Origin of the sequence: Kribbella sp. NPDC006257 (assembly GCF_040613535.1) — a bacterium.
Lineage (GTDB): Bacteria > Actinomycetota > Actinomycetes > Propionibacteriales > Kribbellaceae > Kribbella.
The window spans coordinates 19,437-32,419 of the sequence record NZ_JBEXSJ010000025.1; the positions used below are offsets into that span (position 1 = coordinate 19,437).

At 67.5% G+C, this 12,983-nt stretch carries 14 protein-coding genes; 7 read left to right on the plus strand and 7 right to left on the minus strand.

Annotation, left to right across the window (positions count from 1 at the left end):
- Nucleotides 1–134: 134 nt before the first annotated feature.
- The 5 genes from ABZ004_RS26925 to ABZ004_RS26945 all read right to left on the minus strand — a co-directional run bounded on the left by ABZ004_RS26925 (nt 135) and on the right by ABZ004_RS26945 (nt 4,413).
- Nucleotides 135–974 carry an alpha/beta hydrolase gene (locus tag ABZ004_RS26925; RefSeq protein ID WP_355683839.1) on the minus strand — a complete coding sequence of 280 codons (840 nt, stop codon included), beginning with the start codon at nt 972–974 and terminating at the stop codon, nt 135–137.
- Nucleotides 974–1,816, minus strand: a complete 843-nt coding sequence (locus tag ABZ004_RS26930) for an alpha/beta hydrolase (RefSeq protein ID WP_355683840.1) — start codon at nt 1,814–1,816, stop codon at nt 974–976. Before ABZ004_RS26930 ends, ABZ004_RS26925 begins: the two co-directional genes overlap by 1 nt.
- A 152-nt stretch (nt 1,817–1,968) precedes the next feature.
- A complete protein-coding gene (locus tag ABZ004_RS26935; protein ID WP_355683841.1) occupies nt 1,969–2,928 on the minus strand; it encodes a PD-(D/E)XK nuclease family protein in 960 nt (319 codons plus the stop codon).
- Nucleotides 2,918–3,535 carry a MarC family protein gene (locus ABZ004_RS26940; protein ID WP_355683842.1) on the minus strand — a complete coding sequence of 206 codons (618 nt, stop codon included), beginning with the start codon at nt 3,533–3,535 and terminating at the stop codon, nt 2,918–2,920. Before ABZ004_RS26940 ends, ABZ004_RS26935 begins: the two co-directional genes overlap by 11 nt.
- Entirely contained in the window at nt 3,532–4,413 is an 882-nt protein-coding gene (locus ABZ004_RS26945; RefSeq protein WP_355683843.1) for a PHP domain-containing protein, read from the minus strand. Before ABZ004_RS26945 ends, ABZ004_RS26940 begins: the two co-directional genes overlap by 4 nt.
- An 80-nt stretch (nt 4,414–4,493) precedes the next feature.
- Between ABZ004_RS26945 and ABZ004_RS26950 the strand changes: the two genes are divergently transcribed.
- Nucleotides 4,494–4,898, plus strand: coding sequence for an NUDIX domain-containing protein (locus ABZ004_RS26950; protein ID WP_355683844.1), 405 nt, complete (start codon nt 4,494–4,496; stop codon nt 4,896–4,898).
- Nucleotides 4,899–5,085: 187 nt separating this feature from the next.
- Here the strand turns inward: ABZ004_RS26950 and ABZ004_RS26955 are convergent, their stop codons facing one another.
- Nucleotides 5,086–5,526 carry a DUF4267 domain-containing protein gene (locus ABZ004_RS26955; RefSeq protein ID WP_355683845.1) on the minus strand — a complete coding sequence of 147 codons (441 nt, stop codon included), beginning with the start codon at nt 5,524–5,526 and terminating at the stop codon, nt 5,086–5,088.
- Between the two features lie 88 nt (nt 5,527–5,614).
- Here ABZ004_RS26955 and ABZ004_RS26960 point away from each other — a divergent pair, with 88 nt between their 5' ends.
- Nucleotides 5,615–6,181 carry a TetR/AcrR family transcriptional regulator gene (locus ABZ004_RS26960; protein ID WP_355683846.1) on the plus strand — a complete coding sequence of 189 codons (567 nt, stop codon included), beginning with the start codon at nt 5,615–5,617 and terminating at the stop codon, nt 6,179–6,181.
- Between the two features lie 178 nt (nt 6,182–6,359).
- Here ABZ004_RS26960 and ABZ004_RS26965 read toward each other — a convergent pair whose 3' ends face one another.
- On the minus strand, nt 6,360–6,947 hold the full coding sequence (locus ABZ004_RS26965; protein WP_355683847.1) for a histidine phosphatase family protein: 588 nt from the start codon (nt 6,945–6,947) through the stop codon (nt 6,360–6,362).
- A gap of 267 nt (nt 6,948–7,214) precedes the next feature.
- Here ABZ004_RS26965 and ABZ004_RS26970 point away from each other — a divergent pair, with 267 nt between their 5' ends.
- Genes ABZ004_RS26970 through ABZ004_RS26990 form a run of 5 tightly spaced genes read left to right on the plus strand, consistent with a single transcriptional unit; the run spans nt 7,215 to nt 12,955 of the window.
- Complete coding sequence (locus ABZ004_RS26970; protein WP_355683848.1) at nt 7,215–8,249, plus strand: LacI family DNA-binding transcriptional regulator; 1,035 nt, start codon at nt 7,215–7,217, stop codon at nt 8,247–8,249.
- A gap of 11 nt (nt 8,250–8,260) precedes the next feature.
- Complete coding sequence (locus ABZ004_RS26975; RefSeq protein WP_355683849.1) at nt 8,261–9,553, plus strand: sugar ABC transporter substrate-binding protein; 1,293 nt, start codon at nt 8,261–8,263, stop codon at nt 9,551–9,553.
- 6 nt (nt 9,554–9,559) lie between these two features.
- Nucleotides 9,560–10,516: a sugar ABC transporter permease gene (locus ABZ004_RS26980; RefSeq protein WP_355683850.1), complete on the plus strand. Its 957-nt coding sequence runs from the start codon at nt 9,560–9,562 to the stop codon at nt 10,514–10,516.
- Nucleotides 10,516–11,325 carry a carbohydrate ABC transporter permease gene (locus ABZ004_RS26985; RefSeq protein WP_355683851.1) on the plus strand — a complete coding sequence of 270 codons (810 nt, stop codon included), beginning with the start codon at nt 10,516–10,518 and terminating at the stop codon, nt 11,323–11,325. Before ABZ004_RS26980 ends, ABZ004_RS26985 begins: the two co-directional genes overlap by 1 nt.
- Before the next feature lie 22 nt (nt 11,326–11,347).
- Nucleotides 11,348–12,955 carry a glucoamylase family protein gene (locus ABZ004_RS26990; RefSeq protein WP_355683852.1) on the plus strand — a complete coding sequence of 536 codons (1,608 nt, stop codon included), beginning with the start codon at nt 11,348–11,350 and terminating at the stop codon, nt 12,953–12,955.
- The last annotated feature ends 28 nt before the right edge of the window (nt 12,956–12,983 follow it).

Below are 12,983 nucleotides of genomic sequence, written 5' to 3' on the forward strand. Positions count from 1 at the left end.
CAGCGGCACACAGAACTGCCCCGGATCCGTCAGGACCCGGGGGTTCGGACACCACTGTGTCAGCATGCTGAACATGCCGTTGTCAAGGGAAGAGATGAGACGCTACTTCGCGGCCCGGCCGGGCGTCAACTCGGTTAACTGATCTCCGCCTCCAGCACCCGGGCGAGCAGGTCGGCGAACTGAGCCGGGTGGCTGGCATAGCCGTTGTGCCCACCAGGAAAGGCGACCACCGGCCAGCCGATCACATCGGACAGCACCACCACCGGTTGCGCGGGCAGATGCCGGGCAGCGTCCACCCCGGCGGCCGGTACGACGTTGTCCGCGACCGCCTTGAGCGCGATCAGGTCCGGGCGGTAGCGGGTGAACGGCAACATCTTGTGCGCGAAGAAGTTGGCGGCGTTCGCCTCCGTCCGGTCGAGCAGTTCCCGGTACTCCGGGCGGAGGTCCTCCGGCGCGGGCAGGTCGTCCTCGTCGAGCCCGGTCCCACCGGCGTACAGCAGTTGCGCCATCGGCACCCCGTCGTGCCGGAAGGTCTCGAAGACCTCCTCGAAGAACGCGCGCGAGTCCTTCGCCTCGGCGAGCAACTCGACCGCGGGCGGCTCGTGCGTGACGAGCATCCGGACCCGCTCCGGGTACCGGGTGATCAGGTCCAGCCCGGTGATCGCGCCGGTGCCGGTGCCGAAGACGAACGCGGGCCGGTCCGGGGAGAGCAGGTCGATCAGGGCCAGGGCATCGGCCGACGAGGTCTCCACCTGCTCGTCGACCGGCTGCCCGGCGTACGGGCTGCGGGAGTTGCCGCGCGGATCGTAGGCGACCACCGTGTACTCCGCGGCGAGCGGGCCGACGATCGAGTCGAACGCGCCCGCGTCCGAGCCGCCGTCGGCGATCAGCAGCAGGACCGGGCCGGAGCCGGTCACCTCGTAGTGCAGGGTCGCGCCGGGCACGGCCAGTTTGTTCAGGGTCTTGGCGGACATCACGCCACCTTTCCCGCCAGGACCCGCAGCAGCAGGGTGGCGAACTCGTACGGGTCACTGCTGTAGCCGCCGTGCCCACCGGGGAACGCGACGACGTCCCAGCCGAGCCGGTCGGCCAGCGCGATGATCGGTTCGGCCGGCAAAACCTTCGAGGACTCGCTGCCGACCGCGGCGACGATCTTGTCCTCGAGCTCGGCCAGGGCTGCGACGTCCGGACGGTAGCTGGTGAAGGGCAGCAGCTTGTGCTCGTAAAACACGTCGCTGTTGGCGATCATCCGTTCCACCACTTCGCGGTACTCCGGCGGTAGGTCCTCCAGCGCCGGCAACGCGTCCGCCGTGCCGATCCCGATCCCGCCGAAGAACAGCTGGTCCGCGGCGGCCCGGCCACCCTCGCGATAGGTCTCGTAGACCTGCAGGAAGAACTCCCGCGCAGAGGTTGCATCGGGCAACAGTTCGACCGCCGGCGGTTCGTGCGCGATCAGCAGCCGGACCCGGTCCGGGTGCCGGACGAGGAGCTCCATGCCGGTGATCGCGCCGGAGCTACTACCGAACACGTACGCCGGTTCGACGGCACCGAGCGCATCGAGGATGGCCAGCGCGTCCTCAGCCGATTGGTCCACGCATTCGTCGGTCGGCGTACCGGCGTACGGGCTGCGCGAACAGCCGCGCGGGTCGTAGCTGATGACGGTGTAGTGCTCGGCCAGTTGCGGGCGGACACCGTCGTACGCGGCGGCGTCGGTGCCACCACCTGAGATGAGCAGCAGAACAGGCCCCCTGCCGCTGACCTCGCAGTGCAGGGTCGCACCGGGGACGGACACCTGGTGGAGTGTCTTCGTGGTCATCCAGGTCACCTTTCTGCTTCGGTGACCTCAGCTTCACCTCCCCCGCTGGCACGCCGCGCACATCCCGCTGACACGCGAATCTCAGCCGACGGACACGAGCCCAGCGAGCGCGCGGGCGCAGCGCCGGCAGGGGGTGCTGGTTGAGGACTTCTTCAGCCGGCTTCGGCGACTTCCGGGGCGGGGATGGCGTCGGTTTCGTCGAGGGCGGCCCAGGGGTCGCGGGGCGGGGCGACCCGGCGGCCTTGCGGACAGATTCTGGCGAAGTCGCACCAGCCGCAGAGCGGTGACGGCTCGGGCGGGAAGATCTCGTCGGCCTCGGCGGGAGTCAGACCGGCATGCCATTTCGCCTCGGCCGCGGCAGCGTCGTCGGCGATCGACTCCGCCCGCCGCTGGTGCCGGGCGAGCGACTGGTCGTCGTGATCGGCGACCGCGATCGTGTTCGTCGGCAGATGATGCAGCTCGACCCGCGTACACGGCCGGTGCAGCACCCGCCGCGCGCCGAGCACGTACAGCGCCATCGCCAGCGACGACCGCGCATCCGTGCTGGTCAACGGCCGGCGCCCGGTCTTGTAGTCGACGATCGCCAGCTCGGTCCCGCCGCTGCCGTCCCGGGCCGGCCGCTCGTCGATCCGGTCCACCCGGCCGCGCAAGCTGGCCCGCTCGGTGGTGAACGCCACCGTGCGCTCGACGCCGCGCGGCTCGAAGTACGGATCGGCGTTGTGCAGGTAGGTGGCGACCATGTCCGCGGAGCGCTCCCGCCAGACCGCCGACTGGTCCAGATCGCGGAACCCTTCGTTCCGCCAGCTCGACCTGACCTTGTTCACCGCCTCCACGCCCGTACGCCGGGAGGCCGGCCAGCGCCAGAACTCGGCCAGTACTTCGTGGACGATCGCGCCGACCGTGTTGTGCGCCCACGGCGGCCCTTTCGGCGGCCGCGGCGTCTCCAGGTACGTATAGCGATACTTCCGCTTGCAGTCGGCGAAGTTCAGCAACTTGGTAGGCGTCGCCACAAACAACCTGGTCGGCATCCCCGGCAGCATGTCGTTCATCGGTCCGTTGTTCCCCGGCGTGTCGGCATTGATCGGTCCGGTCAGCCCGCCGTCAACTGGCATGGATGAAGTCGGTGACGGCGTCGGCGACCAGCTGGACGGCGATCGCGCTCAGCAGCAGACCGGCGATCCGGGTGACCAGCAGGACGCCGTTCTCGCCGAGGATCCGCATGATCACGCCGGAGAAGCGCAGCGTCAGCCACATCACCAGGTGGATCAGCACGATGCCGACCGCGATCGCGACCACATCGGCGAACTTCCCGTCCGCCCGCTGCACGAACACCATGGTGGCGACGATCGCACCCGGGCCGGCGAGCAACGGCGTACCGAGTGGGACGAAGGCGATGTTCACGTTCTTCGTCTGGACCGGGTCCTCGGCGGTATCGGTCAGCAGCTGCAACGCGATCAGTAGGAGCAGCAGGCCGCCCGCGCACTGCAGGGCCGGGAGGGTGATGCCGAGGTGGCTCAGGATCTGCTGGCCGAAGGCCGCGAACACGACGATCACGCCGAACGCGACCAGCACGGCCTGCCAGGCGGCCTTCTTCCGGACCGCGCGGGACTGGCCGGCCGTGAGCGAGATGAAGACCGGCACGGTGCCCGGCGGGTCCATGATCACGAACAGCGTGACGAAGACCGAGCTGAGCAAGGAGAGGTTGACGACGCTGTTCACGGTAGGTAGGCCTCGGGAACCGTCGCGCTACTCGCTGCAGCATTCGCCTTGGCGACGTCGAGCAGCTTCTCGAACTGCTCCGGCTCGGTGCTGTTCACACCCAGTTCGTGGTCGATCTTGCCGGCGCCGTGGTGATCGCTGGAGCCGGTGTAGATGATGCCGAGGTTCTCGGCGATCCGGCGCAGCGCCGTACGGGATGCGGGTGAGTGGTCCTGGTGGTCGACCTCGATCCCGGCCAGGCCGTGCTCGGCGACGAACTGCGCGATCGTCTCCTCGGTGATCACCTTGTGGCTGGAGCGGCCCCACGGATGCGCGATGATCGGGACCCCGCCGGCCTCGCGCACCAGGTCGATCGCGCGGCCGGGGTCGATCGCGTAATGCGAGACGTGGCCCGGCCGGCCGTCGGCGAGGAACCGGTCGAACGCCTCGCCGCGGTCGGCGACCGTGCCCCTGGCGACGAGTGCGTCGGCGACATGCGGCCGGCCGACGGACGGCGTACCGGTGGCTTGGGCCAGCACCTCGTCGACGGTGAGGTCCACGCCGAGCGCGTTGATCCGGGCCACGATCGAGGGGATCCGGTCGGTGCGGCCGTTGCGGACCGTGGACAGCTCCTGGGCGAGCGGCTCGTACGACGGGTCGAGCAGGTACCCCAGCAGGTGGACGCTGATCCCGTTCAGCTTGCAGGAGATCTCGATCCCGGGGACGAAACCGACCGCGAGGTCCTCGGCAGCCCGGCGACCCTCGGCCCAGCCGTCGGCCGTGTCGTGATCGGTGAGCGCGATCACGTCCAGGCCGTCCCGCTTCGCGCGCGCGATCAGGACGTCGACCGGGTCGGTGCCGTCCGAGCGGTTCGAATGGGTGTGCAGGTCGATACGCACGAGCGATCGGGATCCCTTCTCTGGACAACTGTCAGCAGTGATGCTATCCGTGTCCGCTCTCTGCTCTTATGGTTCTCCACATGGCAGAGCAGCGCGTCGAGTGTGTCGGGGCTCTCGTGTACGACGAACAGCATCGGTTGCTGGTCGTCCAGCGAGCCAACGAGCCGGGTCGCGGGCTCTGGTCGCTCCCCGGCGGCCGGATCGAACCGGGCGAGGACGATCCGACGGCGCTGACCCGCGAAGTCGCCGAGGAAACGGGCCTCGAGGTCGAGGTCGGCTCCTTCGTCGGCGAGGTCGAACGCGAGGCCCCGAACGGCAAGCTCTACGTGATCCGCGACTACCAGGCGGTCCCCGTCGGCGGCCTCCTGACAGCAGGCGACGACGCCACGGACGCCAAGTTCGTCAACCGCGAGGAGTTCGAAAACCTCCCCACCGCCACCCTCCTCGCCTCCACCCTCGCCCAATGGAACGCCCTACCCGGCTGACGATCTCTAGCGGTCGGGGCTGCCTGGCCAGCTGGCTAGTCGGTGGTTGGCAGTTGGTGATGGGGAGCTGGGGTCTTCGCCTGCTGGGCGATCCGTGTACGCCAGGCTCGGGTTCCGCGAGTACTGCGCGATCGACGGACGCCCGCCCCTCGCGGTCTCCAGCAGCCGCTGCCGCTCGACCCGCTCTCTAGGAGGGGTCGCCAACCAACTGAGTCGAGTCGGCCGAGTTCAGCGGCTGCTTGCGCGCGCCGTACAGGCGGAGGAGTAGGAAAGCGTCGGCAGCGACGACGAGTGCTGTGAGGCCGTGGATGCCGAGGGCGGCCGCGATCGAGCCGTCGTGCGTGAGAACGGTGATCATGTCGACGATCGGGATGAGGGTGACGATCGCCATCGCGATGCCGGTCGCGCGTCGCTCGCCGGCGACGAACAGCACCAGCAGGACTACGCCGAGGGCCAGGTCACGAACCCCCTTGACGGGGAAGTAGCCCGCTGCAATGCCGGTCGGCCAGGGGTCGATCCCGAAATTCCTCGCGGCACCGGCCCCGTCGAAGATGTATTGCAGACCGAACGACATCGGGAAGAGCGCGAGGGCGACGGTCAGGACAGTGGTGAAACGACGCAGGGACATCATCAGCTCCAATTTCTAGCGTTGCTAGTATTTCGATCAACGCTAGCCCAACTAGCGCTAGATTGTCTAGCGCTGCTAGATTCGGACCATGGTGGAGTCACGGAAAGAGCGGGAACGGGCCGAGCGCGGCCGGCTGATCGTCGGCGCAGCGCGAGAGCTGGCCGAGGCGGAGGGCTGGGACGCGGTCACCACGCGCAAGCTGGCCGAGAAGGTGGAGTACAGCCAGCCCGTCCTCTACAGCCACTTCAAGAACATGGACGCCATCGCAGCCACGGTCGCCCTGGAAGGTTTCGAGGAACTAGCCGCCGTACTACGAGAAGCCCTCTCGGGCGCAGCCTCTCCGCCCGACGCACTCCGGCGAATCGCCCGCACCTACCTCGGGTTCGCCGCCGAGCACCCGGCCCTGTACGACGCGATGTTCGTCCGCCGTACCGACCTCACCTTCGGCACCAACGAAACCCCCGCTCCCCTACGCGCCGCCTTCGAAGCCTTCCACCAAGCCACCGAACCCTTCGCCGGCGCCGAACACGAAGCCCTCACCGAACTCTTCTGGAGCTCCCTGCACGGCCTAGCCACCCTCACCCAAGGCCACCGCCTCCGCCCCGCCTACCACGAAGACAGAATCGACATCCTGATCGACCTCATCACCCAGTAGGCGCCCTGAACACGGCTTTGTGCACGACTTGAGTACTTTCAGCTCAGCCAATCGCTCAGGTTGTGCACCAAGATGGCAAAGCCGGTCCGAAGGCAACCGTTTCCCGGGCGAGGCAGCGTGCGGTGCGATGGAGGAGCGCCGCAGCTGGGGCGCCGGGCGAAGGCAGGGCGGGGTGGGTTCAGCTGTTCCAGTGGTGGATTACGGGGGAGCCTCGTTCCCAGCCTAGGACTGAGATGGTGGCTGTGTTGAGGACGAAGTGGCGGCCTTCGGTGACGTCCAGTTCTAGCCAGCGGGCGGTGAGGGCGCGGAGGGCGTGGGAGTGCCCGAAGACCAGGACGTCGCCGTCGACCGCGGCGATGCGGGCGTTGACGCGGTCCAGGCGGGCGGCTACCTGGGCGGGCGTTTCGCCGTTGGGTACGGGGTTCGCCCAGACTGTCCAGCCAGGCACGGTCTTGCGGATCTCCGCGGTGGTGATGCCTTCGTAGTCCCCGTAGTCCCATTCGACCAGATCGTTGTCGACCTCGGCATCCGGGAAGCCTGCGAGTTCCGCCGTACGCCGGGCGCGTTGGCGCGGGCTGGTCAGTACCAGGTCGAACTGTTCGGCCGCGAGCCGTTCCTTCAGCGAGGCGGCGATTCGCTCACCTTCCGCGGTCAGCGGCAGGTCGGTGGTCGACGTATGCCGTCCCGACTTGCTCCACTCGGTCTCGCCGTGCCGGACCAGCCAGAGCCGGTCCTCCCGTTCCGCTGACAACCCGTGTGTGCTCACCGGGTCATCGTTGCAGATCGAGGGAGCCGGAGGCCCGCAGCGGTTGGCGATCAGCGCGGACCACTGAGCGTGATGAAGGTGGCCGAGGCCTTGACCGATGGGGTGCGGACAGGGCAGGGTCGAAAAGTGTAAGCGCTTCCACTTTCGCTCGAGGAGCCGAACCGCAGCCGAACCGAAGCCGCTCCACAGCCGGACCGAAGCCGGTCAGCAGCCGGACCGACGCCGGTCAGGAGCAAGATCAGCAGCCGCTCAGGAGGTACTCGCCCGATGGCATCCGGAACCAGCAGGCCGGCGACGATCTACGATGTCGCGGCGCTCGCGAAGCTGTCGATCGCGACGGTTTCGCGTGTCCTGCAAGGGACGGGGCCGGTGTCGGCGAAGGCGAAGGCACGGGTGGACCAGGCAGCGCGCGAGCTGAACTACGTGCCGCTGCGAGCCGCCCGGAGTCTCGCGGTGCAGCGGCATGAGGCGCACGGGCTCGTGTTGCCCGACCTGGCCGGTCCGTTCTACTCCGATCTGCTGATGGGCTACGAGCGGTGGGCTGCTGAGCACGGTCAGAGCGTGATCCTGACGGTCACGCACGGCAACCCGGATCCACAGCGCAGCCTGCGCGACCTGGCGAGCAGGGTGGACGGGATTGTTGTCCATGGCAACGCGCTCGACCTGCCGGCGGTGCAGGAGCTGCGCCGGGCCGGAGTACCGATCGTGCTTGTCGCGCATCCGCCGGTCAAGGGGTGCGACTCGGTACGCAGCGAGAGTGCGACCAGCGCTGAACGGTTGACGAGCAGGTTGCTCGACCACGGACGGCGCAACCTGCTGTTCGTCGGAGACCCAGCCAGCTCGTACGACGTATCCGAGCGGTACGCCGGCTATTCAGCCGCCCTCCGCGCCCACAACCTCCCCGTCAACCAACCCGAAAGAGTCCCCCTCACAGAAGAAGCCGGTACCTCCTTCGCCACGCAGTTGCTAAGAGCAACCACAAAGCCGGATGGGTTGGTTTGTGCGAATGACGAGTTGGCGTTGGCGGCGCTCAAGACGTTGCGCGTGGGTGGGGTTGGGGTGCCGGGGGAGGTTGTTGTGACGGGGTGGGATGACGTGATGGCGGCTCGGTATGTGTCGCCGGGGTTGACGACGGTGCGGCAGCCGATGGCGGAGTTGGGGCGGTTGGCTGCGCAGCGGCTGCACGAGCGGGTGACCGGGGAGCGGAGCCGGGCGCGGAACGACGTACTGGCGACAGAACTTGTACTGCGGGACAGCTGCGGTACCGGACCGGGGGAAGCGAAGACAGCAGTAACCGAGTGAGGAGACAGACGATGATCAGCAAGACCCTCCACCGACGTCTGGTGATCGGCGGTGCAGCCCTCACGGCGACGGCCCTCGCGTTGACCGGATGCGGCAGGTCGTCCGACAAGACGGATTCGGCGCCGCAGGCAACGAGTAGCGTCGGCAGCGATCCGGCCAAAGGCAACCTCACCGTCTGGGCGATGGGGACCGAAGGCGAGAACCTGCCCAAGCTGACCAAGGAGTTCGAGCAGGCCAACCCAGGCGTCAAGGTGACCGTCACGCCGATCCCGTGGGACGCCGCGCACAACAAGTTCACCACCGCGATCACGGCGCAGTCGCTGCCGGACGCCGCGATGGTCGGCACCACCTGGATGGGCGAGTTCGCCGACCTCGGCGCGCTGGACCCGACGCCGGCCGGCATCGACACGACCGGCTTCTTCCCCGGCGCGATGGACACCACGAAGGTGGGCGGTACGTCGTACGGCGTGCCCTGGTACGTCGAGACGCGGCTGGTCTTCTACCGCAAGGATCTGGCCGCGAAGGCCGGCATCACCACTCCGCCGACCGACTGGGACGGGCTGAAGGCGATGGCCAAGGCGATGCAGGAGAAGGCGGGCGCGAAGTACGGGATCAACCTGCAGCCGGGCGGTACCGGGTCCTGGCAGACGGTGATGCCGTTCGCGTGGTCGGCCGGTGCGAGTATCACCACCGACGACGACAAGCAGTTCACCTTCGACACTCCTGAGATGCAGGAGGGGCTGAAGTACTACCAGAGCTTCTTCACCGACAAGCTGGCCGGTACGGACCTGCCGCCGAACCAGACCGAGGCGCAGTTCGTCAGCGGCCAGGTGCCGATGTTCATCTCCGGCCCGTGGATGGCCGGGTCGATCGCCAAGGTCGGCGGCGACAAGATCAAGCCGAACATCGGCGTCTTCATGCTGCCCAAGAACAAGACCGCCACTTCGTTCGTCGGCGGCAGCAACTTCGTCGTCTTCAAGAACGGCAAGAACAAGGACAGCGCCTGGAAGCTGGTGAAGTGGCTGTCCGACGCGAAGACGCAGACCGAGTGGTTCAAGCTGTCCGCCGACCTGCCGGCCGTGAAGGCCGCCTGGGACGACCCGAGTATCTCCAGCGACCCGCTGCTGCCGGTGTTCGGCAAGCAACTGGACGACGCCAAGGCGCCGCCCGCGATCGTGAACTGGGAGCAGGTCGCCACCGCCTTCGACACCGAGGTGGAGAAGATGGCCAAGACCGGCCAGTCCCCCGCCGACACGGCGAAGGCGATCCAGGCCAAGGCGTCGTCGATCGGTACTGGCGGCTGATCGGCGATGACTTCAGCGACGCTGAAGGGACCGGCCGCGCAAGCGGTCGGGCCCGACCCCAAGCTCGGTCCGAGCCCGAAGCGATCCGGAGCGGTCGGCCGGCAGACCGCTGCGGCGTGGATCCTCGCGCTGCCGTTCGCAGTACTTTTCCTGGCTTTCACGGCCGGGCCGGTGCTGGGGTCGCTCGGGATGAGCTTCACCGACATGAAACAACGCGACCTCCGTACGCCGTTCGCCGTGAACGGGGTCGGCTTCGACAACTACGTGAAGGCGCTGTCCGACGAGACGTTCCGCAAGGCGGCTTTCAACACGGCTTATTTCGTGGTGATCGGCGTACCGCTGACGCTCGTCGTCGCGCTGGCCGCGGCGGTGCTGCTGGACAAGGGTGTGAAGAAGTTCCAGAGCCTGTTCCGGGTCGGCTACTACCTGCCTGTGGTGACCTCGATCGTCGCGGTCGCGGTGATCTGGCGGTTCGTGCTGGCACCTGACTCGGGGCTGCTGAACACGGCGCTGGGCTGGGTCGGTATCGACGGGCCCAACTGGCTGGCGTCGAAGACCTGGGCGATGCCGTCGCTGATCATGATGGCCGTCTGGCGCAACTTCGGCTCGGCGATGATCATCTTCCTCGCCGGTCTGCAGGGCATCCCGCAGACCGTCGAGGAGGCGGGTCAGCTCGACGGAGCGTCGGCCTGGAAGCGGTTCCGCTACCTGATCGTTCCGTTGCTCAGGCCAACGATCCTGTTCACCAGCGTGGTCACCGGGATCGGCTACCTGCAGTTCTTCGAGGAGCCGTTCGTGATGACCCAGGGCGGTCCGCTGAACAGCACGCTCTCGGTGTCGATGTACACCTACCAGCAGTTCGGCTTCGGCAACTACTCGCTCGCCGCGTCGATGAGCTACATCCTGTTCGTCGTCATCGCCGTACTGACGTTCCTCCAGTTCCGGCTGCTGAGGGAGAAATGATGCGTCGCTGGTGGATCTACCTGATCGCCGCGCTCGGGCTGGTCGCGGTCGCGGCACCGTTCGTCTGGATGCTGCTCGGGTCCTTCAAGACCGATGGCGAACTCCTCCGCGTGCCGCCGACCTGGTTGCCTGAGGCACCTACGTCGGGCAACTACAGCGAGCTGTTCGGCAAGGCGAACTTCCCGCGCTACTTCCTCAACTCCACGCTGGTCGCGCTCGTCGTCACGGCGGGCAACCTGACCTTCTGCTCGATGTTGGGCTATGCCCTGGCGAAACTGAACTTCAAGGGCAAGACACCGCTGTTCATCCTGGTGATGGGCACGCTGATGGTGCCCGGCATGGTGACCTTCGTGCCGCTGTTCGTGCTCGTCACCAACGCCGGCCTCGCCAACAGCTATCCCGGCCTGATCCTGCCGTTCCTGGTGTCGCCGTTCGGGGTCTTCCTGATGCGGCAGTTCTTCGCCGGCCTGCCCGACGACCTGATGGATGCAGCCCGGGTGGACGGGACCAGCGAGCTCGGCATCTTCGGCCGGATCATGCTGCCGCTGACCCGGCCTGCCCTCGCCACGCTCGGCATCCTGACTTTCCTCGGCTCTTGGAACAACTTCTTGTGGCCACTGGTGATTGCCCAGACCGAGGACAAATACACCCTGCCCGTCGCCCTGGCCCTGTACTCGACCGGACAGAACGCGCAGCACTACGGCCTGTTGATGGCCGGCGCGGTGGTCGTCGTCGTACCGGTGCTGGTGATCTTCCTGGTCTTCCAGCGCCACGTCACCAAGGGCATCGCTATCACCGGCCTGAAATAAGACCTGAAAGAAGGAGGCTCAGATGACCGCCAACATCAGCCGACGCACCCTGCTAGCCGCTTCCGGCACCGCACTGCTCGGCACCGCGGCCGCAAGCACCGCCCACGCCACTCGCCCGTACGCCGGTACGCCGGCCACCCAGTACGCCGACCCCGGCCGGCTGCTCAAAGGCGACTGGCGCCCGAGTCGCCAGGATCGCGCGCTGGTCGGCCGATGGGCTCGCGACACCTGGCGCAGCCTGGTTGCGATGACCGACGAGCACACCGGTCTGCCCGCCGACAACATCGGCGACTCGGTGACCACACCGGTGCGCAGCAGCTACACCTCCCCCACCAACATCGGCGGCTACCTGTGGAGCACCGTCGTCGCCAAGCACCTCGGCATCATCTCGCCGCAGGAGTCGTACCGCCGGATCACCCAGACGCTCACGACCATGAAGAACGTCGACCATCACGAGCCGAGCGGCATGTACTTCAACTGGTACGACGAAGCCACCGGCGAGGTCCGGTACGTCGACCCGGACGGGACGAAGCCGATCACGCCGTTCGTGTCGAGCGTCGACAACGCCTGGTTCGCCTGCGCACTGATGGTGGTCCGCAACGCCGAGCCTCGGGCCCGTGCACTCGCGGATTCCTTGCTCGGCAAGATGAACTTCGCCTACTACTACAACCCCGCGGCGCGGCCCGGCGGCCTGATGCGCGGCGGGTTCTTCGAGACTCCGCCACCGGACGAAGAGACCGACAAAGGCAACCACGCCGGCACCGGTCCCGACGTGTACTACCGCAAGTTCCACTACGACACCTGCAACACCGAAGCCCGGATCGCTGGGTACATCGGCTTCGCCCTCGGACAGGTCCCGCACACGCAGTACTTCGCGACGTACCGGACCTTCCCGGACAGCTGCGACTGGTCCTGGGTCGAGCAGAAGCCCAAGGGCGTGCACCGGACATATCTCGGAATCGACGTCTTCGAGGGCTCCTACTCGTACCGCGGCATGCGACTGGTCCCCTCGTGGGGCGGCGACATGTTCGAGTCGCTGATGCCGGACCTGTTCGTCCCGGAGGCGACCTGGGCACCGCGCAGTTGGGGCATCAACCACCCACTCACCGTCCGCGCGCAGATCGAGCACGGCCTGGACGACGCGAAGTACGGCTACTGGGGCTTCTCCCCCGCCTCGAACCCCAAGGGCGGGTACTCCGTCTACGGCGTCGAGGCGATCGGGATGGACCCGGGCGGCTACCCTTCCGACCTGGAGGGGACGAACTTCGACGCCGGCTTCGAAGGCTGCCGCGAAGGCACCAACCCGAACCCGGCGTACGGCGACGGCGTGGTCACCCCGCACGCCGCGTTCCTTGCGATGTCCTACGCGCCCAGGCAGGCGATCGACAACCTGAGCCGGATCGAGAAGACCCTGCACGCGTACGGCGCCGGCGGGTTCTACGACTCGGTCGCGGTGCGGTCGGGGCTGATCGCCAGACGCTACCTGTCGCTGGACCAGGCGATGGTGATGGGTGCTATCGGCAACGTTTTCGGCAACGACCTGATCCGGCGCAGTTTCGGCACCGCCGAGGTGGCCCGCCGGATCCGGCCGCTGATCGCCCAGGAGGAATTCTCAGCCGGCCTCGAGTGACCAGCACCGACTACCCGTTGCGTCCGAA

What these genes read in the sequence shown, in the direction of transcription:
- ABZ004_RS26925 (WP_355683839.1), bottom strand. Translation starts at nt 974, where the DNA reads ATGTCCGCCAAGACCCTGAACAAACTGGCCGTGCCCGGCGCGACCCTG.
- ABZ004_RS26930 (WP_355683840.1), bottom strand. Translation starts at nt 1,816, where the DNA reads ATGACCACGAAGACACTCCACCAGGTGTCCGTCCCCGGTGCGACCCTG.
- ABZ004_RS26935 (WP_355683841.1), bottom strand. Translation starts at nt 2,928, where the DNA reads ATGCCAGTTGACGGCGGGCTGACCGGACCGATCAATGCCGACACGCCG.
- ABZ004_RS26950 (WP_355683844.1), top strand. Translation starts at nt 4,494, where the DNA reads ATGGCAGAGCAGCGCGTCGAGTGTGTCGGGGCTCTCGTGTACGACGAA.
- ABZ004_RS26955 (WP_355683845.1), bottom strand. Translation starts at nt 5,526, where the DNA reads ATGTCCCTGCGTCGTTTCACCACTGTCCTGACCGTCGCCCTCGCGCTC.
- ABZ004_RS26960 (WP_355683846.1), top strand. Translation starts at nt 5,615, where the DNA reads ATGGTGGAGTCACGGAAAGAGCGGGAACGGGCCGAGCGCGGCCGGCTG.
- ABZ004_RS26970 (WP_355683848.1), top strand. Translation starts at nt 7,215, where the DNA reads ATGGCATCCGGAACCAGCAGGCCGGCGACGATCTACGATGTCGCGGCG.
- ABZ004_RS26975 (WP_355683849.1), top strand. Translation starts at nt 8,261, where the DNA reads ATGATCAGCAAGACCCTCCACCGACGTCTGGTGATCGGCGGTGCAGCC.
- ABZ004_RS26980 (WP_355683850.1), top strand. Translation starts at nt 9,560, where the DNA reads ATGACTTCAGCGACGCTGAAGGGACCGGCCGCGCAAGCGGTCGGGCCC.
- ABZ004_RS26985 (WP_355683851.1), top strand. Translation starts at nt 10,516, where the DNA reads ATGCGTCGCTGGTGGATCTACCTGATCGCCGCGCTCGGGCTGGTCGCG.
- ABZ004_RS26990 (WP_355683852.1), top strand. Translation starts at nt 11,348, where the DNA reads ATGACCGCCAACATCAGCCGACGCACCCTGCTAGCCGCTTCCGGCACC.